Source organism: Streptomyces enissocaesilis, assembly GCF_039533765.1.
Lineage (GTDB): Bacteria > Actinomycetota > Actinomycetes > Streptomycetales > Streptomycetaceae > Streptomyces > Streptomyces enissocaesilis.
The window spans coordinates 21,801-45,733 of sequence record NZ_BAAAUD010000008.1; the positions used below are offsets into that span (position 1 = coordinate 21,801).

The 23,933-nt window shown below is 71.9% G+C and carries 18 protein-coding genes and 1 riboswitch; of the genes, 9 read left to right on the plus strand and 9 right to left on the minus strand.

Annotated features, from left to right (window positions below):
• The first annotated feature begins 4 nt into the window (after positions 1 to 4).
• The 4 genes from ABD374_RS02410 to ABD374_RS02425 all read left to right on the plus strand — a co-directional run bounded on the left by ABD374_RS02410 (position 5) and on the right by ABD374_RS02425 (position 5,130).
• Positions 5 to 1,477, plus strand: a complete 1,473-nt coding sequence (locus ABD374_RS02410; protein WP_344489805.1) for an RsmB/NOP family class I SAM-dependent RNA methyltransferase — start codon at positions 5 to 7, stop codon at positions 1,475 to 1,477.
• 188 nt (positions 1,478 to 1,665) lie between these two features.
• Positions 1,666 to 2,352 (plus strand): ribulose-phosphate 3-epimerase, encoded by a 687-nt coding sequence (rpe, locus tag ABD374_RS02415; RefSeq protein WP_344489808.1) that lies wholly within the window; start codon positions 1,666 to 1,668, stop codon positions 2,350 to 2,352.
• 79 nt (positions 2,353 to 2,431) lie between these two features.
• Entirely contained in the window at positions 2,432 to 3,514 is a 1,083-nt protein-coding gene (locus ABD374_RS02420) for a sugar-binding transcriptional regulator (RefSeq protein ID WP_344489811.1), read from the plus strand.
• Positions 3,515 to 3,687: 173 nt separating this feature from the next.
• Positions 3,688 to 5,130, plus strand: coding sequence for a GuaB1 family IMP dehydrogenase-related protein (locus ABD374_RS02425; RefSeq protein WP_344489814.1), 1,443 nt, complete (start codon positions 3,688 to 3,690; stop codon positions 5,128 to 5,130).
• A gap of 488 nt (positions 5,131 to 5,618) precedes the next feature.
• On the opposite strand, the gene argG is transcribed toward ABD374_RS02425, so the two are convergent.
• The 4 genes from argG to ABD374_RS02445 all read right to left on the minus strand — a co-directional run bounded on the left by argG (position 5,619) and on the right by ABD374_RS02445 (position 10,001).
• Positions 5,619 to 7,064, minus strand: a complete 1,446-nt coding sequence (argG, locus tag ABD374_RS02430) for an argininosuccinate synthase (protein ID WP_344489817.1) — start codon at positions 7,062 to 7,064, stop codon at positions 5,619 to 5,621.
• A 400-nt stretch (positions 7,065 to 7,464) separates the two neighbouring features.
• On the minus strand, positions 7,465 to 8,226 hold the full coding sequence (locus ABD374_RS02435) for a class I SAM-dependent methyltransferase (RefSeq protein ID WP_344489820.1): 762 nt from the start codon (positions 8,224 to 8,226) through the stop codon (positions 7,465 to 7,467).
• Positions 8,227 to 8,496: 270 nt separating this feature from the next.
• A complete protein-coding gene (locus ABD374_RS02440; RefSeq protein ID WP_344489823.1) occupies positions 8,497 to 8,868 on the minus strand; it encodes an ATP-binding protein in 372 nt (123 codons plus the stop codon).
• 104 nt (positions 8,869 to 8,972) lie between these two features.
• Entirely contained in the window at positions 8,973 to 10,001 is a 1,029-nt protein-coding gene (locus ABD374_RS02445; RefSeq protein ID WP_344489825.1) for a GDSL-type esterase/lipase family protein, read from the minus strand.
• A gap of 371 nt (positions 10,002 to 10,372) precedes the next feature.
• Between ABD374_RS02445 and ABD374_RS02450 the strand changes: the two genes are divergently transcribed.
• Both ABD374_RS02450 and ABD374_RS02455 read left to right on the plus strand, forming a co-directional pair.
• Positions 10,373 to 11,833, plus strand: a complete 1,461-nt coding sequence (locus ABD374_RS02450; RefSeq protein ID WP_344489828.1) for an amino acid permease — start codon at positions 10,373 to 10,375, stop codon at positions 11,831 to 11,833.
• A gap of 10 nt (positions 11,834 to 11,843) precedes the next feature.
• A complete protein-coding gene (locus ABD374_RS02455) occupies positions 11,844 to 12,299 on the plus strand; it encodes an Lrp/AsnC family transcriptional regulator (RefSeq protein WP_069929730.1) in 456 nt (151 codons plus the stop codon).
• Here ABD374_RS02455 and ABD374_RS02460 read toward each other — a convergent pair.
• Positions 12,296 to 12,958: a Repetin gene (locus ABD374_RS02460; RefSeq protein ID WP_344489832.1), complete on the minus strand. Its 663-nt coding sequence runs from the start codon at positions 12,956 to 12,958 to the stop codon at positions 12,296 to 12,298. The two genes, ABD374_RS02455 and ABD374_RS02460, sit on opposite strands and share 4 nt — an antisense overlap.
• A 230-nt stretch (positions 12,959 to 13,188) precedes the next feature.
• On the opposite strand from ABD374_RS02460, the gene ABD374_RS02465 reads away from it, so the two are divergent.
• Together ABD374_RS02465 and ABD374_RS02470 are read left to right on the plus strand one after the other, a co-directional pair.
• Positions 13,189 to 13,986 carry a carbon-nitrogen hydrolase family protein gene (locus ABD374_RS02465; RefSeq protein WP_344489835.1) on the plus strand — a complete coding sequence of 266 codons (798 nt, stop codon included), beginning with the start codon at positions 13,189 to 13,191 and terminating at the stop codon, positions 13,984 to 13,986.
• 57 nt (positions 13,987 to 14,043) lie between these two features.
• Positions 14,044 to 15,735: a flavin monoamine oxidase family protein gene (locus ABD374_RS02470; protein WP_344489838.1), complete on the plus strand. Its 1,692-nt coding sequence runs from the start codon at positions 14,044 to 14,046 to the stop codon at positions 15,733 to 15,735.
• 182 nt (positions 15,736 to 15,917) lie between these two features.
• On the opposite strand, the gene ABD374_RS02475 is transcribed toward ABD374_RS02470, so the two are convergent.
• From ABD374_RS02475 to ABD374_RS02485, 3 genes are all read right to left on the minus strand, one after another.
• On the minus strand, positions 15,918 to 16,631 hold the full coding sequence (locus ABD374_RS02475) for a DUF5995 family protein (RefSeq protein ID WP_344489841.1): 714 nt from the start codon (positions 16,629 to 16,631) through the stop codon (positions 15,918 to 15,920).
• Between the two features lie 346 nt (positions 16,632 to 16,977).
• Complete coding sequence (locus ABD374_RS02480; RefSeq protein WP_344489844.1) at positions 16,978 to 18,378, minus strand: uracil-xanthine permease family protein; 1,401 nt, start codon at positions 18,376 to 18,378, stop codon at positions 16,978 to 16,980.
• Positions 18,379 to 18,621: 243 nt separating this feature from the next.
• Positions 18,622 to 19,842 (minus strand): MFS transporter, encoded by a 1,221-nt coding sequence (locus tag ABD374_RS02485; RefSeq protein WP_344489847.1) that lies wholly within the window; start codon positions 19,840 to 19,842, stop codon positions 18,622 to 18,624.
• 96 nt (positions 19,843 to 19,938) lie between these two features.
• Between ABD374_RS02485 and ABD374_RS02490 the strand changes: the two genes are divergently transcribed.
• Entirely contained in the window at positions 19,939 to 21,111 is a 1,173-nt protein-coding gene (locus tag ABD374_RS02490) for an ROK family transcriptional regulator (RefSeq protein WP_344489850.1), read from the plus strand.
• A gap of 89 nt (positions 21,112 to 21,200) precedes the next feature.
• On the opposite strand, the gene ABD374_RS02495 is transcribed toward ABD374_RS02490, so the two are convergent.
• Positions 21,201 to 23,531 carry a chitinase C-terminal domain-containing protein gene (locus ABD374_RS02495; protein WP_344489853.1) on the minus strand — a complete coding sequence of 777 codons (2,331 nt, stop codon included), beginning with the start codon at positions 23,529 to 23,531 and terminating at the stop codon, positions 21,201 to 21,203.
• Between the two features lie 186 nt (positions 23,532 to 23,717).
• A riboswitch (FMN riboswitch) is annotated at positions 23,718 to 23,848 on the plus strand.
• Positions 23,849 to 23,933 lie beyond the last annotated feature (85 nt).

The following is a 23,933-nucleotide window of genomic DNA, read 5'->3' on the forward strand; positions in this document are numbered from 1 at the left end:
TTTCGTGAGTGACCAGCCAAGCAGCAGTCCCGCCAAGCGACCGGCCAAGCGACCGGCCAAGCGTCCGGCCAAGCCGCACCGGCGCCCCCAGAAGGACCCGGTCCGCTTCCTCGCCTTCGAGGCGCTGCGCGCCGTCGACGAGCGCGACGCGTACGCGAACCTCGTCCTGCCGCCGCTGCTCAAGAAGGCCCGCGCCAAGGGCAACTTCGACGAGCGCGACGCGGCGCTCGCGACCGAGCTGGTGTACGGGACGCTGCGCCGCCAGGGCACGTACGACGCCGTCATCGCGGCGTGCATCGACCGGCCGCTGCGCGAGGTGGACCCGCCGGTCCTCGACGTGCTGGCGCTCGGCGCGCACCAGTTGCTCGGCACCCGCATCCCGACGCACGCCGCGGTCTCCGCGAGCGTGGAGCTGGCGCGCGTGGTGCTCGGCGAGGGACGCGCGAAGTTCGTCAACGCGGTCCTGCGGAAGATCTCCCAGCAGGACCTCGACGCCTGGGTGGAGCAGGTCGCCCCGCCGTACGACGACGACGCCGAGGCGCACCTGTCCGTCGTCCACTCCCACCCGCGCTGGATCGTCTCCGCGCTCTGGGACGCCCTGGGCGGCGGCCGGGCCGGCATCGAGGATCTCCTCGAAGCCGACAACGAACGGCCCGAGGTGACGCTCGTCGCCCGCCCGGGGCGCTCCACCGCCGACGAGCTGCTGGACGTACTGGGCGAGGAGTCCGGGCTGCCGGGCCGCTGGTCGCCGTACGCCGTGCGGCTGGCCGAGGGCGGCGAGCCGGGCGCCATCGCGGCCGTCCACGAGGGCCGCGCCGGAGTCCAGGACGAGGGCAGCCAGCTGGTCGCCCTCGCGCTCGCCGACGCGCCCGTCGAGGGGCGCGACCAGCGCTGGCTCGACGGCTGCGCCGGGCCCGGCGGCAAGGCCGCCATGCTGGCCGGTCTCGCCGCCCGGCGCGGGGCGGCGCTGCTGGCCGCCGAGAAGCAGCCGCACCGTGCCCGCCTCGTCGAGCGGGCCCTGGAGGGCAATCCCGGCCCGTACCAGGTCGTCGCCGCCGACGGTCTGAACCCGCCGTGGCTCCCGGGCACCTTCGACCGCGTCCTGGTGGACGTCCCGTGCTCCGGGCTCGGCGCGCTGCGGCGCCGCCCGGAAGCGCGCTGGCGGCGCCGTGCCGAGGACCTGGAGGGCTTCGCCCCGCTCCAGCGCGGGCTGCTGCGCGAGGCGTTGAACGCGGTGCGCGTGGGCGGCGTCGTGGGGTACGCGACCTGCTCGCCGCACCTCGCCGAGACCCGGGTCGTCGTCGACGACGTGATCAAGGGACGCGGCGGACACCAGCCGGCCGCGGTCGAGTGGATCGACGCCAGGCCGCTGATGCCGGGCGTACCGGCGCTGGGCGACGGGCCCGACGTACAGCTGTGGCCGCACATGCACGGTACGGACGCGATGTACCTGGCACTGCTGCGCCGGACCGCGTAGCCGTCCGGCGGCGGCGGGGCCGGCCGGTGGACTCCACCGCGCTGTGCGGGACTTGGGCGGTTCTGCCCGTCCCGGACGGCCGGCAGGCCGCTCCCCGGAGCGTGCCACCGCCACCGGGAGCCGAGATCCCGGAAGCTTTGGTCCGTACCGGGGAGGGGAACCGCCCCGGGACATGGCAGGCTTGGGGCATGGCCGCGCAGATCAATCCCAGCATCCTGTCCGCAGACTTCTCCCGGCTCGCCGAGGAGGCCAGGGCCGTCGAGGGCGCGGACTGGCTCCATGTCGACGTGATGGACAACCACTTCGTGCCCAACCTGACGCTGGGCGTCCCGGTCGTGGAAGCCCTCAGCCGGGCGACGGACATCCCGCTCGACTGCCACCTGATGATCGAGGACGCCGACCGCTGGGCCCCGCAGTACGTCGAGGCGGGCGCCGGATCGGTCACCTTCCACGCCGAGGCCGCCGCCGCGCCCGTACGGACGGCGCGCGAGATCCGCGCCAAGGGCGCCCGTGCCTCGATGGCGCTGAAGCCGGCCACGCCCATCGAGCCGTACGAGGACCTGCTCCCCGAACTCGACATGCTGCTGATCATGACCGTGGAACCGGGCTTCGGCGGCCAGGCGTTCCTCGACATCATGCTGCCGAAGATCCGCCGTACCCGTGAGCTGATCTCCAAGCACGGCCTGGAGATGTGGCTCCAGGTCGACGGCGGCGTATCGGCGTCGACGATCGAGCGGTGCGCCGAGGCGGGGGCGGACGTCTTCGTCGCCGGTTCCGCCGTGTACGGGACGGACGACCCGGCCGCCGCGGTGCGCATGCTGCGCAGTCAGGCGACCGAAGCCACGGCCACCGCGGCCTGGGCATGCAACCACTGAGCCACAGCTCGGTGAACGCCGCCCTTCGGGGCTGATCAAGGTCTCGGTCATCTGACAGGATGAACAGCGAGCCCCGTGTGTGAACAGCAGTGAGGAGAACGCGGTGTCTGCAATGTCGGCGGGCCGGTCAGCCCTGCGGATGGGACCCGCAGAGCTGGTCCAGGCGGCGGCCATGGCCCGCCGCTTCTACCTGGAGGGCAAGTCCAAGATCCAGATCGCCGAGGAGTTCGGCGTCAGCCGCTTCAAGGTGGCCAGGGTCCTGGAGACCGCCCTCGAACGCGATCTCGTACGGATCGAGATCAGGGTGCCCGCCGAGCTGGACGCGGAGCGCTCCGACGCGCTGCGGGCCCGCTACGGCCTGCGGCACGCGGTCGTCGTCGAGTCCCCGGCGGACGCCACCGAGGACGCCCTCCCGGGATCTCCTGGTTTCGCGGGGAGCGCGCCCACCGACCCGGAGAACCTGGGCGAGGTCGCGGCCGACCTGCTCGGCGAACTGGTGACCGAGGGCGACGTGCTCGGCCTGGCCTGGGGCCGGTCCACCATCCACATGGCGGCGGCCCTGCACCAGCTGCCGCCGTGCACGGTCGTCCAGCTGACCGGTGTGTACGACGCCGGCACGGCGGAGCGCGGCTCCGTCGAAGCCGTGCGCCGCGCCGCCCAGGTGTCCGGCGGAGAGGCCCACCCCATCTACGCGCCGATGCTGCTGCCCGACCCGGCGACCGCGGCGGCGCTGCGCAGCCAGACCGGCATCGCCCGCGCCTTCGAGTACTTCGACAAGGTGACCGTCGCGGCCGTCTCCATCGGCTCCTGGGAGCCGGGCATCTCCACCGTCCACGACATGCTCTCCGACGAGGAGCGCGCCCACTACGCCTCGCTGGGCGTCGCGGCCGAGATGTCCGCGCACCTCTTCGACGCCGAGGGCCGCCGGGTCGGGCGCGACCTGGGCGAGCGGTGCATCACCGTCGAGGCCGACCGGCTGCGGCGGGTCCCCGAGGTGGTGGCCATCGCGGGCGGGCTGCGCAAGGCGGCCGCCATCGACGCCGTACTGCGCTCGGGCCTGGTCACCAGCCTCGTCACGGACACCGCCGCGGCGGACTACCTGCTGAACGAGACGGGCACGGCGCCGCGGCCCGCGCTGGACCGGGCGGACCCTGACGGCTGAGCCGGCCGAGCCGGGGACGGTTCCGTTCGGAGGATCCGACAAGTGCGCCCTCCGCGGCCTGGATGTTCAGCCCGGAGGGTGTGCAGGTGTGCTCGTGGGACACTGAAGTACGTGCGTTTTTCCCCGGCTGAAATGCCCGGGGGCCAACTCCGAACGACTGGGATGTTCAGCACGTGCGTTTCCTCAACGATCTGAAGCCGCCGTACGACCTCACGTACGACGACGTATTCATGGTGCCGAGCCGTTCGGCCGTCGGCTCCCGCCAGGGCGTGGACCTCACGTCGCCCGACGGCACCGGCACCACCATCCCGCTGGTCGTGGCCAACATGACCGCGATCGCCGGCCGCCGGATGGCCGAGACCGTGGCCCGCCGCGGCGGGCTCGTCGTCATCCCGCAGGACATTCCGATCGAGGTCGTCACCGAGGTCGTCTCCTGGGTGAAGACGCGCCACCTGGTGCTCGACACCCCGATCGTCCTGGCCCCCTCGCAGACCGTCGCCGACGCGCTGTCGCTGCTCCCCAAGCGGGCGCACGGCGCGGGCGTCGTGGTGGACGCGGAGCGCCGCCCCGTCGGTGTCGTCACCGACCACGACCTGACCGGCGTCGACCGCTTCACGCAGCTGTCCGAGGTCATGTCCCGCGACCTGGTCCTGCTGGACGCCGGAATCGACCCGCGCGAGGCCTTCAACCGGCTCGACCACGCCAACCGCAAGTACGCGCCCGCCGTGGACGGGGACGGCCGTCTCGTCGGTGTCCTGACCCGCAAGGGCGCTCTGCGCGCGACCCTCTACACGCCCGCCACGGACGCGGCCGGCAAGCTGCGCATCGCGGCCGCCGTCGGCATCAACGGCGACGTCGCGGGCAAGGCCAAGCAGCTCCTCGACGCCGGCGTGGACACGCTCGTCGTGGACACCGCGCACGGCCACCAGGAGTCGATGATCGCCGCGGTCAAGGCCGTGCGCGGGCTCGACCCGCAGGTCCCGATCGTCGCGGGCAACATCGTCGCCGCCGAGGGCGTGCGCGACCTCGTCGAGGCCGGCGCGGACATCATCAAGGTCGGTGTGGGCCCCGGCGCCATGTGCACCACCCGCATGATGACCGGCGTGGGCCGGCCGCAGTTCTCCGCCGTCATGGAGTGCGCCGCCGAGGCGAAGAAGTTCGGCAAGCACGTCTGGGCCGACGGCGGCATCCGCCACCCGCGCGACGTCGCGATGGCGCTCGCCGCAGGCGCGTCCAACGTCATGGTCGGCTCCTGGTTCGCCGGTACGTACGAGTCGCCCGGCGACCTCCAGCACTCGGCCGACGGCCGGGCGTACAAGGAGTCCTTCGGCATGGCCTCCGCCCGCGCCGTGCGCAACCGTACGAGCGAGGAGTCGGCGTACGACCGCGCCCGCAAGGCGCTGTTCGAGGAGGGCATCTCCACCTCGCGCATGTTCCTCGACCCGACCCGTCCGGGCGTCGAGGACCTGATCGACTCGATCATCGCGGGTGTCCGCTCCTCGTGCACGTACGCCGGTGCCGCCTCGCTGGAGGAGTTCGCCGAGAAGGCGATCGTCGGTGTGCAGAGCGCCGCCGGTTACGCCGAGGGCAAGCCGCTGCACGCCAGCTGGAGCTGACGCTCCGCGCCCGTACCCGCTCCCGGCCGGTTCCCGCTTCCGCGGGGACCGGCCGCGGTGCTGGAGGGGCTGAACCGGGCCGTGCAGCACATCGAACCGCTTCGGCGCCGCCGAGGCTTCCTACGAGGCGAGCACCGACGTCTCCCGGCCCCCGGCCCCGGCCGGGTCCGCGTCCGGACCGGGGCGGCCGGGGCCGTGTTCACCGCGCACTCGCCCCACTCGGCCTCGCCCGTCCGCGCGTCCTCCATGCGGGCGCCGGCCGTCCGGCCCGCCGACAAGGGCCGCGCCGGGAAGGAACCCGTCGCGGCCGTGGGGCAGACCTGGAGGGCGGCCGGCAACCGCGACCGCCCGGCGAACGGGGGGAAGCGAGTCCCCGGCCGGCCCCCCGGACAACGGGAAAGGCCGGCCCGGCGCCGTCGGCGCCGGGCCGGCCTTTCCGGTGGTGCGTCCCTCCGGGGACGCCGGGTCTTCCGTTCGACGGGGGCTGGTCAGTCCGTACCGAACTCCATCGCGGCGCGGTCCAGCATCTCGTCGTCACCGGAGACCTCGCCACGGGAGGCGATGGCCTCGGCGCCGCCCTCCGGCATGGTGCCGATCAGTCCGGTCGCGGCCGCCTGGGCGGCGCCGATGGCGGGATTGGCGGTGCCGATCAGGCCGAGCCCGGCGTACTGCTCCAGCTTGGCGCGCGAGTCGGCGATGTCGAGGTTGCGCATGGTGAGCTGGCCGATCCGGTCCACCGGGCCGAACGCCGAGTCCTCGGTGCGCTCCATGGACAGTTTGTCCGGGTGGTAGCTGAACGCCGGGCCCGTGGTGTCGAGGATCGAGTAGTCCTCACCGCGCCGCAGCCGCAGCGTCACCTCGCCGGTGACGGCCGTGCCGACCCAGCGCTGCAGCGACTCGCGCACCATCAGCGCCTGCGGGTCCAGCCAGCGGCCCTCGTACATCAGCCGGCCGAGACGCCGCCCCTCGTTGTAGTACTGGGCGAGGGTGTCCTCGTTGTGGATCGCGTTGACCAGGCGCTCGTACGCCGCGTGCAGCAGGGCCATGCCGGGCGCCTCGTAGATGCCGCGGCTCTTGGCCTCGATGATCCGGTTCTCGATCTGGTCGGACATGCCCATGCCGTGACGGCCGCCGATGGCGTTCGCCTCCATCACCAGGTCGACCGGCGAGGTGAACTCCTTGCCGTTGACGGACACCGGGCGGCCCTGGTCGAAGCCGATGGTCACGTCCTCGGTGGGGATCTCGACCGACGGGTCCCAGAACCGCACGCCCATGATGGGCTCCACGGTCTCCACGCCGGTGTCCAGGTGCTCCAGGGTCTTGGCCTCGTGGGTGGCGCCCCAGATGTTGGCGTCGGTGGAGTACGCCTTCTCCGTGCTGTCCCGGTAGGGCAGGTCGTGGGCGAGCAGCCACTCCGACATTTCCTTGCGGCCGCCGAGCTCGGTCACGAAGTCCGCGTCCAGCCAGGGCTTGTAGATCCGCAGGTGGGGGTTGGCGAGCAGTCCGTACCGGTAGAACCGCTCGATGTCGTTGCCCTTGAAGGTCGAGCCGTCGCCCCAGATCTGTACGTCGTCCTCGAGCATCGCCCGGACCAGGAGGGTGCCCGTGACGGCGCGGCCGAGCGGCGTGGTGTTGAAGTAGGCGCGCCCGCCCGAGCGGATGTGGAACGCCCCGCAGGTGAGCGCGGCCAGGCCCTCCTCGACCAGAGCCGCGCGGCAGTCGACCAGGCGGGCGATCTCGGCGCCGTAGGTCTTCGCGCGACCGGGCACCGAGGCGATGTCGGGCTCGTCGTACTGGCCGATGTCGGCGGTGTAGGTGCACGGGACGGCGCCCTTGTCGCGCATCCACGCGACCGCGACCGAGGTATCGAGGCCGCCCGAGAAGGCGATGCCGACGCGCTCGCCGGCGGGAAGGGAGGTGAGGACCTTAGACATAGGAAGAGTATGCATAAATCCGCATGGTCATGCAACGGCGGCTCGGGTTCCGTGTCGTCGGGGCGCGGAAACCGGCCGCGGCGCGGTGCCCCGGAGCGGCAGGCCGGACCGGGCGGGGCTGTCCACCGGCCGCGCACCGCCGTCGTGCGCGGCACCCTCCAGCCGCCGGAGAACCGGCCCGCCGGTCGGTGAAGAACGTGCCGGCCGTGTGCTCGTCCGCGGTTCCCGACGTCTGAAGCGAGCCGGGGCGGCCGAGGGAAACCGCGAACGCGTCGAGGCCCCGCAGGGCCTCGACGCGTTCGCGGAGAGGGGCGTCGATCTCACGGGAGGGCAGGTCCACCCGCCGATTCGACCCCCACGCCCGGCCCCCGGCCCGGCGCCCGCGGCCGGCGGCCGGAACCTACGACCGCGGCGGATCGAGTGGCCGGGCGTCCCGGCGGAACAGAGCCGTCCAGAGGAAGGGTTCGCCGAAGGACGGGGACTCGGGCGGCTCGTCGCGCATGCGGCGCAGTTCGATCTCCGTCAGGTCGGAGAAGATCCAGCGCAGGGACTCCGGCGTGTAGGCGAGGCCGCCTTGGAGGCCGGACTGGCGGTAGAAGTCGCAGTCGGGGAGTTCGGACCCCATCGCGCCGGCCGCGAAGCCGGTCAGGGCGAAATGCCCGCCGGGCGCGAGGGCCCGGTCGAGAAGGGCGAGGTAGCTGACGCGGCGGTGCGGCGGCAGGTGGTGGAAGCAGCCGGAATCGTAGATCAGGTCGTACGGACCGCCCAGCTCGGTGCCGGTGCCGGTGAGGGCGAAGGCGTCGCCGCAGTGGAACCGTACGTCGGCCCCCGCCTCGCGGGCGCGGTCCTCGGCCCAGGCGACGGCTGTCGGGGAGAGGTCGACCGCGTCCACCTCGAAGCCCAGCGAGGCGAGGTGGAGCGCGTTGCGGCCCGGGCCGCAGCCCAGGTCGAGGGCGCGGCCCCCGGCGACCAGGCCGCGGTCGACGTACGAGACCAGGTTCTCGTCCGGCTTCGCCACGAAGAACGGCACCGGCTTCGAGCGGTCCGCGTAGAAACCGTCCCACCAGGAAGCCCCGTCGGCCGTCCAGCGGTCCGTCTCCGGCGCGAACAGGCCGTCCAGAAGCCTCAGGACGTCGTCCACCGTACGTATGTTCCGGTCCATCCGGTCCCCTTTCCCCATCGGGAAATTTTAGGCCCGGATGAAGAAAAACCCCAGGTCGGACGGTATGCAGGGAATGCGTGACCGGCTGCATGAAGGGCTCGGAGGAGGGTGGGGGCAAGCCGGGGTCCGCAGGTGACGCCCCAGCGCGCCCACACCCTCGCCGAAGGCCGTCACGACGGCAATCCCGGCCGGGCCGGCCCGGGTTTTCCGGGCGGTCCGCCGGGTGCGCCGCCCTCTCGGGGCATGCGCCGCCCTCCTGGGGCCGTACGCCTAGTACGCCTGCGCCGGGCGTGGCCAGACCGCCCGTACTCGCTTGCCTTCGGGGAGCGGCCTGACCTCCACCCGCCCCGCGAGCCGGTGCACCATGTGCCAGCCGAACCCGCCGCCGCCGGAGAAGTCCGGTTCGCGGGCCACGGGAGGCTGGTCGCTGGAGTCGTCCATCTCGACCACCAGCTCCTCCGGGCCCGCGAAGAGGGTGAGGCGCCACCAGCCGGAGGTGTGCCGGACGGCGTTGGTCACCAGTTCGCTGACCACGAGCAGCACGGCGTCGAGGTCGGCCCAGGGGCAGTGCTGGGTCAGGTAATCGGCGGCGGCCTCCCGGGCTGTCGCGCTGTTCTCCTGCGGTGAATCCAGGACAACCATGGGCGGCTCCTCAGTCATCACGGGCTCACTTACCCGGTCTTCGCGATCCCATGACCCTCTGACCTCCCTGATTCTCACGCCGTGGGCGAACGCGGTGCGGCGCCTCAGAGGGTCCTGCGGTCCGACGGCCCGACGAAGCGCGCCTCGCGCAGGGCGGAGGCGACCGCGTCGGCCATGAGGGCGTGGCCCGCGTCGTTCGGGTGCAGGCCGTCCGCGAGGTGTCCGGGGCCGAGGACGCCGAGGCCGGGAAGCAGGGCCAGCCGGTCGTCGCCCGCGGCGACGTCGGTCAGGACGGCCTCCTCCAGGGCGGTGCGCAGGTCGGCGAGGGTGGCGCCCAGGGCGTTGGGGGTCCGTTCCGCCTCGGGGCGCAGGACGGGGGAGAGGACCAGGAGCGGGGTGTCCGGGTGCCCCTGGCGTACGAGGCCGACGAAGGCCCGCACCGTCTCGTGCAGCAGGGGCGCCGAGAAGGGGGTGCGGGACCAGCAGTTGGTGCCGAAGGCGAGGGTCAGAAGATCGGCGGGCAGGCCCGCGAGCTGCTGGGCGACGGCGAGTTCGCCGCGGCCCGCGCCGGCGTGGCCGAGGTTCACGGTGTCCAGGCCGAGCGTACGGCCGGCCGCGGCGGGCCAGGCGTGGGCGGGGCGGGTGGACCACCAGCCCTCGGTGATGGAGTCGCCGTGCACCAGCCAGCGGGGCTGGGGCGGCGCAGGGGCTATGGAGCCCCCGGCCGGACGCAGGCCGAGGATCTCCGGGCACTGGCTCTCCGGCGGGTGGACCGTGAACCGGCCCGGGCGGTCCGGCAGCCCGATCCGTACGACCGCCTCCCGCGCCGGAGCCTCGGTGACCTCCGCCACGAGAGCGTCGCCGTGCCACAGCGCGAAGGTGTGCGCGAGGTCGCGCAGGGCGCTGCCGGGACCGGGCAGGGCCGCGCGGTAGCGGATGTCCACGGCGGTGGCGCCGTGCGCCGTGAACTCCAGCCGTACGCCGACGGGGACGGCGGAGCGCTCCACGGTGTCCCACGGCAGCCGGCCCAGGTCGGCGGGGTCGGCGCGCACGGCGCGCAGGCCGTCGCGCCAGGCGACGCCACGCAGGAAGGGGGTGGGATCCAGCCACTCCGCCGCGTCTGCCCGGTCCACGGGGCCTGTCCGGTCCGCATGGTCTGTCCGGTCCGTTGTCGTCATCGTTCGCCTCCGGTCGTCGTGTGCGGGGGTGCGGAAGGGGGTGTGCAAGAGGTGGGTACGGAGCGTGCGCCGTACCGGACAAAACGGAAATCGAAAGGTGAGGCGCAACAAAGAGCCATCTGTCGCGGTTGTGCGCAATGATCGTCCGCCGATACGCAAGGTTGCTGCATTACGGACGGGAACACACTCCTCGTAGGCTTCGCGCTGTACGTGGAGTGGCGGGGACCGCCTGCTCGGCGGTTCCCGAGCTCCGGGCTGTTCTCACGCCCCGAGCGGACCGCCGCGGTCGCCGCCTTCCCGATCGGCAGCGATAAGGAGCCACCCCAGTGTTGGACGCAGCGCCACCCGTCACTCCCCAACCGGAATCCAAGCGTCCGCAGCTTGGCAGCCGGCTGATGCGGCGCAAGCCCGTCGAGCAGCTCGTCGCCGAGGGCGGCCAGGGTGAAGGCGGCTCGCTCCGCCGCTCGCTCACCATGTGGCAGCTGACGATGATCAGCATCGGTGCCACGCTCGGCACCGGAATCTTCGTCGTCCTCGGCGAGGCCACCCCCCTGGCCGGACCCGCCGTCGCGATCTCGTTCGTCATCGCCGGACTCACCGCCCTCTTCTCGGCGCTCTCCTACGCGGAGCTGGCCGGCTCCATACCGGTGTCCGGTTCCTCGTACTCCTACTCGTACGCGACCATGGGCGAAGTCGTCGCGTGGATCTGCGGCTGGTGCCTGGTGCTCGAGTACGGCGTCTCCGTCGCGGCCGTCGCCGTCGGCTGGGGCGAGTACCTCAACGAGCTGCTCGACGGCACGATCGGCGTCACCATCCCCGAGAGCGTGTCCGCCCCGCTCGGCGAGGGCGGCTTCATCAACCTGCCGGCGCTCGTCGTCATCCTGCTCGCCATGGTCTTCCTGATGGGCGGCGCCAAGGAGAGCGCCCGCGTCAACACGATCATGGTTCTCATCAAGATCGCCACGCTGGTGCTCTTCTGCGTGATCGGCTTCATGGGCATCAAGGCGGGCAACTACGCCCCCCTGGCCCCGCTCGGCGTGACCGGGATCAGCGCCGCCGCGGCCACCCTCTTCTTCTCGTACATCGGCTTCGACGCCGCCTCCACCGCCGGTGAGGAGGCCAAGAACCCCAAGAAGGACCTGCCGCGCGCGATCATGCTGTCGCTGCTGATCGTCACCGTCCTCTACTGCCTGGTCGCCCTGGTCGCCGTCGGCGCCATGCCGTGGCAGGACTTCGAGGGCACCGAGGCGGCGCTCGCGCAGATCATGAAGGACGTCACGGGTCACAGCTTCTGGGGCGTGGTCCTCGCCGCCGGCGCGGTCGTGGCCATCGCGAGCGTCGTCTTCGCCGTGCTGTACGGCCAGACCCGCATCCTCTTCGCGATGTCGCGCGACGGCCTGGTCCCCAAGGTCTTCGCCAAGGTCGACGCGCGCACCGGCACGCCGAAGGCGAACGTGGTCATCGTGTCGCTCTTCTGCGGCGTCCTCGCGGCGTTCATCCCGCTCGGCGAACTGGCCAACGCCACCAGCATCGGCACCCTCTTCGCCTTCGCACTGGTGAATGTCGCCGTGGTCATCCTGCGGTACAAGCGGCCGGAGATGCCGCGCACCTTCCGGGTGGCACTGTTCCCGGTGACGCCGATCCTGGGCTTCGCCTTCTGCGCGTACATGATGTACAGCCTGCCCGGCAAGACCTGGGCCTACTTCGGTGGCTGGATGGTCGCCGGGCTCGTGTTCTACTTCTTCTACGGCCTTCGCCGCTCCAGTCTGGCCACCGCAGAGAAGTGATCCACCCGTAGTGCGACTGAACGATCTCGACGAACGCATCGTGCACGCCCTCGCCGAGGATGCCCGCCGCAGTTACGCGGACATCGGCTCCGAGGTCGGTCTCTCCGCTCCCGCCGTCAAACGGCGGGTGGACCGGCTGCGCGCCGAGGGAGCGATCACCGGGTTCACCGTACGGGTGGACCCGGCCGCCCTCGGCTGGGAGACCGAAGGCTTCATCGAGATGTACTGCCGCCACAACACGTCCCCCGAGGACATCCGTCGTGGCCTGTCGCGCTACCCGGAGGTGGTGTCCGCGTCGACCGTCACCGGCGACGCGGACGCCGTCGTCCAGATCTTCGCCTCCGACATGCGCCACTTCGAGCGGGTGCTGGAGCGGATCGCGGGGGAGCCGTTCGTGGAGCGCACCAAGTCGGTGCTCGTGCTGTCCCCGCTGCTCAGGCGCTTCTCTTCGGGCTCTCCCGCCTAGCCCTTCGCGGGGGCCTGCTCGTACCGCGGCTGCCAGGGCAGCGGCTTGAAGCCGCCCGAACCCGCCCGTGTCTTCTCGAACGGGGCGGAACTCACGCACATGGGCGGTTCCTGCTTCTCCGCGTCACGGCCGATCCAGCTGTGGCCCGGACGGTCGGTCCTCCCCCGGTCGTGGACCGGGATCCCGACCCGCTCGCCCTTGTCCGGCCGGTCGGTGCCGGTGATGACGCCGGTGACCGCGGCGGCCTTGCCGCCCGTCACGAGACAGTCGACCTTTCCCCGGGCCCGGCCCGAGGCGCCGTCCGGGAAGACGTGCTCGAAGCGGAAGGTGCCGTACGCCTTCTCCGGCCCCATGGTGTCCTCCGCCGCCGAACGCGCGTGGAAGGTGAACGTGATGTCGTCCCCGGCCGGCCGGTGGGGCTTCGCCGCGCCCGCCGGCGCCGCCGCCTCGCGCTCCTCGCCACGCGCGACCTCGTCCCCGGAGGCGAGAGCGGTGCCGGCGGCCCCGGCGGTGACCAGCGGTGCGGCGCCGAACGCGGCGATCTTCGCAGGCGGCGGATCGAACGGTTCATGACAGCTCCTCGGCCGGGTGGTCCGGCTGTTGTCCGGACGTCCCGCACTCTTCCGCCGGCCCGCCCCGCGCACATCGTGCCGGAGCACGCGCCGCCGTCCGCCGGGCGGCGGGAGCCCGGCCCGTACGGTCCGCCCCGGGGTGGACGGACCGTACGACCCCAGTCCCACCGGCAGGCACGCAACGAATCGCCGCCGTGCGCCGTGATTGCGCAACGGATCGACGGTCGGTCCGCAACGGTCGCGCCTTGTCCGGGGACGAGCGCGGCCCGTACCGTCTTAACGTCTCCCGCGCGTCCCCCATCTGCCCGAGGTCTGCCATGCCGCCGCTCCGCACCGCACTGCTCCAGAGCTCCGGCCGTCCCGGCTCCGTCGAAGCGAACCTCAAGGTCCTCGACGAGGCCGCGGGCCGTGCGGCAGCGGCCGGCGCCGGACTGCTGGTCTGCCCGGAGATGTTCCTGACCGGCTACGCCATCGGCGCGGACGTGCACCGGCTGGCCGAGCCCGCCGACGGGGAGTCGGCCGACGCCGTCGCCGACATCGCCGTGCGCCACGGCCTCGCCGTCCACTACGGCTACCCGGAGCGCGACGGCGAGCACGTCTACAACTCCGCCCAGCTGATCGGCCCCGACGGCGCCCGCCTCGCGAACTACCGCAAGACCCACCTCTTCGGCTGCTTCGAGCAGGAGTGGTTCACCCCCGGCGACGACACGGTCGTCCAGGCGGAGCTCGGCGGCCTGCGCATCGGCCTCATGATCTGTTACGACGTGGAATTCCCGGAGAACGTCCGGGCCCACGCGCTCGCGGGCACCGACCTGCTGCTGGTGCCGACCGCCCAGATGCACCCGTTCCAGTTCGTCGCGGAGTCCGTCGTCCCCGTGCGGGCCTTCGAGAACCAGATGTACGTGGCCTACGTGAACCGGACCGGTCCCGAGGGCGAGTTCGAGTTCGTCGGGCTCAGCTGCCTGGCCGGCCCCGACGGCGCCTCCCGCGCCCGCGCCGGCCGCGGCGAGGAGCTGGTGTTCGGCGACGCCGACCCCGACTTCCTGCGGGCCTCGCGCGAGAACAACCCGTACCTGCGCGACCGCCGGCCCGGTCTGTACGCGTCCCTGGCCTGACGCTCCCGCTCCGCCCCGCCGCCTTCTTTCCCGCTTTTCGCAAGGAGTCCGTACCCCATGACGTCCACGGTGCCCAACGCCGTCCAGCACACCGACGCGCAGCCGCCGATCACCATGTTCGGTCCGGACTTCCCCTACGCGTACGACGACTTCCTCGCGCACCCGGCGGGCCTCGGCCAGATACCGGCGACCGAGCACGGCACCGAGGTCGCGGTCATCGGCGGCGGCCTGTCCGGCGTCATCGCCGCGTACGAGCTGATGAAGATGGGCCTCAAGCCCGTCGTCTACGAGGCCGACCAGATCGGCGGCCGGCTGCGCACCGTCGGCTTCGAGGGCTGCGACGAGTCGCTGACCGCCGAGATGGGCGCGATGCGCTTCCCGCCGTCCTCCACGGCGCTCCAGCACTACATCGACCTGGTGGGACTGGAGACCAAGGCGTTCCCGAACCCGCTGGCGCCCGAGACCCCGTCGACCGTCGTCGACCTCAAGGGCGAGTCGCACTACGCCGTGACCGTCGACGACCTGCCGCAGGTCTACCGCGACGTCATGAACGCCTGGAACGCCTGCCTCGAAGAGGGCGCCGACTTCTCCGACATGAACCAGGCCATGCGGGAGCGCGACGTACCGCGCATCCGTGAGATCTGGGCCGAGCTCGTCGAGAAGCTCGACAACCAGACCTTCTACGGCTTCCTCTGCGACTCCGAGGCGTTCAAGTCCTTCCGCCACCGCGAGATCTTCGGCCAGGTCGGTTTCGGTACGGGGGGCTGGGACACCGACTTCCCGAACTCCATCCTGGAGATCCTGCGCGTCGTCTACACCGAGGCGGACGACCACCACCGCGGCATCGTCGGCGGCAGCCAGCAGCTCCCCGTCCGGCTGTGGGAGCGCGAGCCGGCCAAGCTCGTGCACTGGCCGCTCGGTACGTCGCTGAAGTCGCTCCACGAGGGCGAGCCGAAGCCCGCCGTGACGCGCCTGCACCGTACGGCCGGCAACCGGATCACCGTCACCGACGCCTCCGGGGACATCCGGACGTACCAGGCGGCGATCTTCACCGCGCAGTCCTGGATGCTGCTCTCCAAGATCACCTGTGACGACTCGCTGTTCCCCATCGACCACTGGACGGCGATGGAGCGCACCCACTACATGGAGTCGTCCAAGCTGTTCGTGCCCGTCGACCGGCCGTTCTGGCTGGACAAGGACGAGGAGACCGGCCGTGACGTCATGTCGATGACGCTCACCGACCGGATGACGCGCGGTACGTACCTGCTGGACGACGGGCCGGACAAGCCGGCCACCATCTGCCTCTCGTACACCTGGTGCGACGACAGCCTCAAGTGGCTGCCGCTGACCGCCCACGAGCGGATGGAGGTCATGCTGAAGTCCCTCGGCGAGATCTACCCGAAGGTCGACATCCGCCGTCACATCATCGGCAACCCGGTGACGGTGTCGTGGGAGAACGAGCCGTACTTCATGGGCGCCTTCAAGGCGAACCTGCCGGGCCACTACCGCTACCAGCGCCGTCTGTTCACCCACTTCATGCAGGACCGCCTCCCCGAGGACAAGCGCGGCATCTTCCTCGCGGGCGACGACATCTCCTGGACGGCCGGGTGGGCCGAGGGCGCCGTGCAGACCGCGCTGAACGCGGTGTGGGGCGTCATGCACCACTTCGGTGGTACGACCGACCCGGCGAACCCGGGGCCCGGCGACGTCTACGACGAGATCGCCCCGGTCGAGCTGCCGGAGGACTGAGCCGGGGGACCGGGCCGGGCCGCCGGGTCCGGTGACCGAGAACGTGCCCCCGGGGCCGGCCGTGATCCGGTCGGCCCCGGGCGGTCATCAACCGGCGGCCACCAACCGGACGGTCATCAACCGGGCAGCCCCCGGTGACGCGTCTCATGGGGAAGTGGGGGCCGGGGGCAGAGGACGGGGAGTCAGTCGCAGTCGGGCAGCGGCGTCAGCAGCATCCGCCCGACCAGCCCCACCCCCGCGTCCAGCCGTTCCCTGAAGTCCTCCGCCAGGTCCGGCAGTCCCCGCAGGCCCCACAGCAGCCGGGCGCCCGACCAGGCGGCGTCGCGGGCCCGTTCCAGGCTCCACGAGCCGAGCAGGTGCGTCAGGGGATCGGTGATTTCCAGCAGGTCGGGGCCCGGCATCAGCTCCTCGCGGATACGCTCCTCCAGCGCCGCGAGCGTGTCGCCCACCCGGTCGAAGTCCCCCTCCAGGTCGGCCGGCCGGCAGCCGAGCGCATGGCAGGTGTCGACCACGGCCAGCGCCAGATCGTGTCCGATGTGCGCGTTGATCCCCGCGAGCGCGAACTGCAGCGGCCGTACGCCCGGGTGGCGCCGGTACTGCAGCAGCGGCCGCCAGCAGGCGGGCGCACGCCGTCCCGCCGCCGAGGCGTCGACGGCCGTCAGGTAGCGCTCGGCGAAGACGACGTCGAGGGTGGCGGCGGTGCGGGCGTCGGGGAACAGGCCGGTGTCGATGCGCCGGTCGATCTCCTCGGTGACCGCCAGATAGACCCGGTTGAAGACCGCGAGACCGTCCGACGGCGGCCACTCGCAGCGGAAGGAACGCATCCGCGCCACGACCGTGTCGACCGAGGTACGGGTGCGGTCCGCCTGAGCTGGGAAGTGCTCGATCTTCGCCATACGGGCAGCGTCCCAGCCCTGGGCTTTTCGCCGGGCGCCGTCGGCCGGGTCTTCCCCAGAACGGGGGAACGGACCGCCCGCGGGTGCCGGAGGATCGGCCGTGCGGGGGAGTACAGGGGGGCGGGGACGATCGTCGCCCCGGACTGCGCCTGTCGGCTGGCACGGGGCGACCGACAGGACCACTGGCCCGGTGCGCAGTCGCTGGGTGCCGTGATTTCCCCCGAGCGCGGCTTTCGAGGAGGAGGACCTCCTGAGGGCCCGCCGCCCGGCTTCCCCGCCCTGCGGCTGTCGACGAAACGGCGTACGGCCTGGAACGGACCCCGGCCCCCGGCTCTCGGCCCCGTCCTCAGTGGCCGGACGGACCGGTTCTTCCGGTCTCCGTGTCGTACGTCGACGTGCCCGCGTCCAGCAGCGGTTCCTGCTCCTTCAGGTGGGCGGGGGCCAGGGCGCGCAGGACGTGGTAGCCGGTGATGACGACGATCGTGCCGAGCGCGATGCCGCTCAGTTCGAAGTTGTCGGTGATCTTCAGGCTGACACCGCCGACGCCGATGATGATGCCCGCCGCGGCCGGCACCAGGTTCAGCGGATTGCGCAGGTCCACCCGGGCATTGGTCCAGATCTGCGCCCCGAGCAGGCCGATCATGCCGTACAGGATGACGGTGATGCCGCCGAGGACACCGCCGGGGATGGCCGCCACGACCGCGCCGAACTTGGGGCAGAGGCCGAAGAGCAGCGCGAAACCGGCGGCGGCCCAGTAGGCGGCGGTCGAGTAGACGCGGGTGGCCGCCATGACCCCGATGTTCTCGGAGTACGTCGTGTTGGGCGGCCCGCCCACGGCGGTGGACAGCATGGACGCGGCGCCGTCGGCCGCGATGGCGGTGCCGAGCTTGTCGTCGAGGGAGTCGCCGGTCATCTCGCCGACGGCCTTGACGTGCCCGGCGTTCTCGGCGATCAGCGCGATGACGACGGGCAGCGCGACGAGGATCGCCGACCACTCGAAGCTCGGCGCGTGGAAGGAGGGGAGGCCGATCCAGTCGGCCTGGCCGACCGCGGAGAGGTCGAGCCGCCAGTGGTCCACCGCCTCGGTGCCGCCCGCGGGCGAGTGGATCTTGCCGAAGAGCCGGTCGAAGAGCCAGGAGATCCCGTACCCGAAGAGCAGGCCGAGGAAGATCGCGACGCGGGAGAAGAAGCCGCGCAGGCAGACCACGGCCAGTCCGGTGAAGACCATCACCAGCAGGGCCGTCCACTGGTCCTGCGGCCAGTACGTCGACGCCGTGACCGGGGCCAGGTTGAAGCCGATCAGCATGACGACGGCGCCGGTGACGACCGGAGGCATCGCCGCGTGGATGATGCGGGCGCCGAACCTCTGCACGGCGAGGCCGGCGAGGAAGAGCGCCAGGCCGACGACCAGGACCGCGCCGGTGACGGTGGCGCTGTCGCCGCCGGAGGCGCGGATGGCGGCGGCCACCCCGACGAAGGAGAGCGAGCAGCCGAGGTAGCTGGGCACCCTGCCGCGGGTGGCCAGCAGGAAGACGACCGTCGCGACACCGGACATCATGATGGCCAGGTTGGGGTCCAGGCCCATGAGGACCGGAGCGACGAACGACGCCCCGAACATGGCCACCACGTGCTGGGCGCCGAGCCCGGCCGTACGGGGCCACGACAGGCGCTCGTCGGGGCGTACGACGGCTCCGGGAGCGGGGGTCCGCCCGTCGCCGTGCAGGGTCCAGCGCACCCCGAGCTTCATCGTGGCTCCTGTACAGACAGATTCGGTCAGAAATGGACCAAGCCATGCTAAGGCCGAAAACAACCTGCACTCGCCCTACGGAGCGGCACCCCTCCAGCCCGACCGGCGTTTGAGGTCCGGGGCCCGAGGCCCGGCGTCCGGAGAGGAACTCCGGTGACCAGTGAGCGAGGAGCCCCGGTGAGGGGGCCCAGTGAGGGAAGGGGCCCCGGTAGGGTAAAAGGGGCCCCGTGCGACACGTACCGCCTAGTCCTTCGTGACGGTGGTGGCCGGGGCGGCGGCATCGCTTCGGGTGCCCGCCGGGACGCGGCCCGCGCCGCGCAGTACCCCCGCCCCCACCACCAGGCCGAACGCCAGCACTGTGACCACCCCGAAGGAGACCACCAGCGACGTCGCGTCGGCGACCGCGCCGATCGCCGACGGGGCGATCAGCCCCGACGTGTACGTGATGGTCGCGACGCCCGCGATGGCCTGACTCGGATTCGGCCCGCTGCGTCCCGCCGCGGCGAAGGCCAGCGGTACGACCACCGCGACGCCCAGGCCCAACAGCCCGAACCCGGCCATCGCGAGCGCCGGGTGGGGCGCCGCGACGACCAGTGCGCCACCGGCCGTCGCCGCGACGCCGCCCACCCGGACCGTACGTACCGGGCCGAAGCGGTCGACCACCCGGTCCCCGGCCAGCCGCGCCACCGCCATCGTCAGCGCGAACGCGGTCGTCGACGCGGCCGCCAGGCCCGGTGAGGTGTCCAGCACGTCCCGCAGGTAGACCGCCGACCAGTCCAGGCTCGCGCCCTCGGCGAAGACCGCGCAGAATCCGACCGCGCCGATCACCAGCGCCGACCTCGGCGGCAGCGCGAAGCGCGGCGGAGCCTCCTCGTCCGGTGCGCTGCGCAGGTCGAGCACCCCCTGGCAGGCGACGAGGCCGAGGGCGGTCAGCACGGCGGCGGCGAGCGCGTGGTGCAGCCTCGCGTCACTGCCGAGGTGCGCGGCGAGCGTTCCCGCGGCCGAGCCGATCAGCGCGCCCGCGCTCCACATGCCGTGCAGCCCCGACATGATCGACTTGTCGAGCCGGTTCTCGATCTCGACCCCGAGGGCGTTCATCGCCACGTCCGACATGCCCGCCGTCGCGCCGTACGCGAAGAGCGCGGCGCACAGCGCGAGCAGGTTCGGTGCCAGCGCGGGCAGCGTCAGCGAGAGCGTCCACAGCACGAGCAGGCCACGCAGCGCGCCGCGCGCTCCGAACCGGTGGCTGATCGCGCCGGCCAGCGGCATCGCCACCGAGGCGCCGATCGCCGGGAAGGCCAGCGCGAGGCCCAGCTGTCCCGCGCTGACGCCGGTGTGGTCCACGATCCAGGGGATGCGGGTGGCGAAACTGCCGGTGACCGCGCCGTGCACACAGAAGACGGCGGCCACGGCGTACCGCGCCCGCTTCAACCGCTCCTGACTGAAGACCATGTCGTCCGGCATCCGTGGTGCCCTCCCCGGTGCGTCCCTCGCGTCCAACGTGCCGAAGTAAACTATCAGGGAGCCTGCCTGATAAATAGATCTGAGAGGATCCCCGGCATGCCCGCATCACCGAGTACCGCCCGGGCCATCAACGACCGGTTCGCCCTCAAGCTGCTCCAGGACGAGGGCCCGTTGACGGCGGCACAGCTCAAAACGCTGACCGGGCTCTCCCGCCCCTCCGTCGCCGACCTGGTCGAACGGCTCCAGGGCGCGGGCCTGATCACCGTGGTGGGGGAGGCGGGTGCCCAGCGCCGGGGCCCCAATGCCAGGCTGTACGGGATCATCGCGGACCGCGCGCACCTGGCCGCGCTCGACGTGCGCACCGAGGGCCTCTCCGTCGTCGTCGCCGACCTGCTCGGCGCCACTCTCGCCGAGGCGACCCTGCCGATCGACGCCGACGTCACCGGCACGGAACCCGCCGTCGAACAGGCGGTGGCGCTGCTGGAACGCACCGCCCGCGAGGCGGGGGTGCGGCGGCTGCACAGCGTCGGGATCGGCGCGCCGGGCCTGATCGACCCGGCCACCGGCGAACTCCGCGCCACCACGGGCCTTCCCGCCTGGCACCGCCGACTGGTGACCGCCCTCCAGGAGCGCCTGCCCGCCACGGTGCTGGTGGAGAACGAGACCAACCTCGCCGCCGTCGCGGAACACCGGCTCGGCGCGGCCCGCGACCGCGACACCTTCGTGCTGCTCTGGCTGGGCCGCGGCGTGGGCGCGGCGCTCATGCTCGACGGCAGGATCCGCCGCGGGGTCTCCGGCGGCGCGGGCGAGGTCGGTTTCCTGCCGGTGCCCGGCACCGTGGGCCTGCCGTCGGCGACGGACTGCGGCGGCGGGTTCCACTCCCTGGCCGGCGGCGCCGCGATCGGCGCGCTCGCCGCGCGGCACGGCCTCGGGACGGCCGGGGCCGCTTCCGCCGCGGCCGGCGTACGGGCGGCCCTGGCCGCGGGCCCTCGCGGCGAGGCGTTCCTCGACGCCCTCGCCGGGCACCTGGCCGTCGGGGCGGCCGCCGTCTCCGCGGTCCTCGACCCGGGCTGTGTCCTCCTGGGCGGCGAGACCGGCCACGCCGGGGGCGCGGCCCTCGCCGAGCGCGTGGCCGGCCGGCTGGCCGCGATGTCGCCGCTGCGCACGGAAGTGCGGTCCGGGGAACTGGGCGACGGCGCGGTGCTCCGGGGCGCGCTGCTCGCGGCGAGGGACGCGGTCCAGGACGACGTGTTCGCGCCCCGGGGCTGACCGGGGCGCGAACACGGAGGCCGGGAGGGGACCCGGCGGCGGGAAGGGCCGGTCTCCGCCGCCGGGCGTTCAGCCGGAGCTCAGCAGGTTCAGCAGGCGCCGAGGTCCTGCCAGACTCCCCACTCACCGGTGGTACCCGGCTCTTCGCCCTTGGTCCACCACTTGGACTTCCACTGGTGCGACTTGTGGGACACGGTCGTACCGCTGCCGTACTCCGACGAAGCGCTCCACGTGGGCGCGGCGCACGGCCCGCCCGGGCTGGGCGTCGGGCTGGGGCCCGGCCCCGGCCCGGGATCCGTCCCCGGGTCCACCACCGTCGTACCGCGTGCCAGGTCCCCTGCCAGGGCGTAGGACCGGCCGCCGAAGGTCACCGTCCAGTTCGACGGGGTCGACGTCGGCAGGTAGTAGACGAAGTCCAGCTCGACCGAGGCGCCCGGCGCCAGCGTCTGCCAGGCCGGCAGCTTCAGCGAGACGCGGTTGTAGTCGCCCTTGAGGCCGCCGATGTTGTTGGCGGCGGTGTGGTCGCTGCGCACGATCTTCGTGTTGAAGCCGGACTGGTCCTTGGCGTTGGCCGGCGCGGAGGTCGCGTAGTCGAACTGGAACTCCGTACCGCCGGGCAGCGCCGTCCTCGAGTTGTTCGTGATCTTCAGCTTGGGGCTGATGGGATAGTTCGAGTCCCCGAGCGGGAACTGCCCGAAGTCCACGCCGATGTCGAGCGCCTTCGCCGGCAGGTCGATCGTGGACCGCTTCGCGCCGTACGGCGAGGCCGACTTGAACTTCTCGTACATCGCCGTCGTCAGCGAGTCACCGATCTCGTACTGGCCCTTGGTCGCGTTCCAGTCGTAGTCGCCCGCGAGCTCCCAGACCATCGTGCCGCCGATGCCCTTGTCGACCACGTAGTCGGCCTTCGCCCTGACCGACTGCTCGTCCTCCGTCGACAGGAAGACCTTCTTCTGCGCGTTCCACAGCCAGGGCGCGACGAGCGTCGAGTCGTACTTGCGGACGTACGTGCCCGTCAGCTTGGTGTCGGCGGGGAAGCCGTACCGGGTGACGTAGTCCCCGACGACGCCCTTCTCCAGGTTCTTCGCGTGCCACATCGGGTTGGAACCGGCCGGGGACTCCTTGCCCGCCGTGTCCTTGTCGTGCCACAGGTTGTCGATGCCGACCGCGCCGTCGCCGCACTTGGTCAGCCCCGCGCCGGCCGGACAGTTCGTGGCGGGCGCCCTGCCCCACAGCCCGTCCGTACCGCCCTGGACGTTCTTGTGCCCGCGGGTGTAGTAGGGCAGACCGATGTTGATGCGGCCGGCCGGCATCGAGCCGCGGAAGTAGTGGTACGCCCAGTCGGTGTTCAGATAGCCGACGCCGCCGTACTGCGCGGTGGAGTACACGCCCGCGGCCGCCAGTTCGGCGTCCTTGCCGTCGTCGAAGAGCGAGGCGTTGGGACCGACGTACTCGTTCCAGGCGCCGTGCAGGTCGTACGACATGATGTTGACGTAATCCAGGTACTTCTGGACCTGGAACGTCTCCATCCCGCGCAGCAGGTAGCCCGACGAAGGCGCGGCCACGGTCAGCAGGTAGTGCTTGCCGTCGGCGGCGCCCGCCCGGTCGAGCTTCTCGCGCAGCGACTTCATCAGCGCGGCGTAGCCCTTGACCAGCCCGGCGCGGCGCGCGTTCGAGAACGAGAAGTCCAGCGGATTGCCCGCGTCCTTCATCGTCGTCGGGTACTCGTAGTCGATGTCGACGCCGTTGAAGCCGTATTTCTTGATGAACGCGACCGTCGAGTCGGCGAACGTGTCGATGCCCGCCTGGTTGACCGACCCGTCCGCGTGGGTCGCCATCGAGTAGAAGCCGCCGGAGTTCACCCGGTCGCCGCTGTCGGCGAAGTAGCCACCGGTCTCGGCCCAACCGCCCACCGAGACGAGCGTCTTGACGTCGGGGTGCTTCTTCTTGAATTTGTTCAGCAGGTTGAAGTGACCCTTGTAGCCGTACGCCGGGTCCATCTCCGCACCGGCCACGCCCGGCCAGGTCATCCCGGTCGCGGCGTTCTTCTCGCTGTCGGAGCCGACCGAGATCCTGTGGTCGCTCCCGATGTGCGCGAAGGCGTAGTTGAGGTGGGTGACCTTGTCCCAGGGGATGTCGGAGGCGAGGTAGGCGGGTTCGCCGTTCTTGCCCGTACGCCAGCCGGTGAAGTAGCCGATGACGCGGCGCTGGTGGTCGGCGCCCATCTTCTCGCGGCCCTCGGTGTCGTAGACCGAGCAGTACGGGACGTCGACGCCCGGGGTCCTGTACAGCCCGTCCGGACGGCAGGACTCGTTGTCGGCGGCGTGCGAGACGCCTGCGGTGAGCGAACTGAGCAGGAGCCCGGCGACGGCGGCGCCGGCGGCGAGCAGGGAGGTTCTCGCTCGGGTGGGGGACAGCACGATCGGTTCCTCCTGGGGAGGGTCGGCCTGGCGCAACGAACGATGGGTGATCGTCTTGTGGCGCAGACGTTAAGAGGACTAGACCAGACCGTCAATAGGTACGGACCAATCTCCTGTGAGCCGGGCCACAAGAGATCGTGTGCATGGCGTCAGGCCGGGCATGGCACACTGACCGTGTACCAGCAGCAGCGCACTCCGGGGTCGGTGTAATTCCGAACCGGCGGTTACAGTCCGCGACCCGGTCACCTCCAGTGACCGGTTGAACAGGTGAAATTCCTGTACCGACGGTGAAAGTCCGGATGGGAGGCAGTGCGCGGCGGGCCGTCACAGGCCATGGGTACGCCGCTGTCGGCGGTGCTCGGCTCGTCCTTCCCGGGGCGACCCCTCTTTTCCGGCTACGGC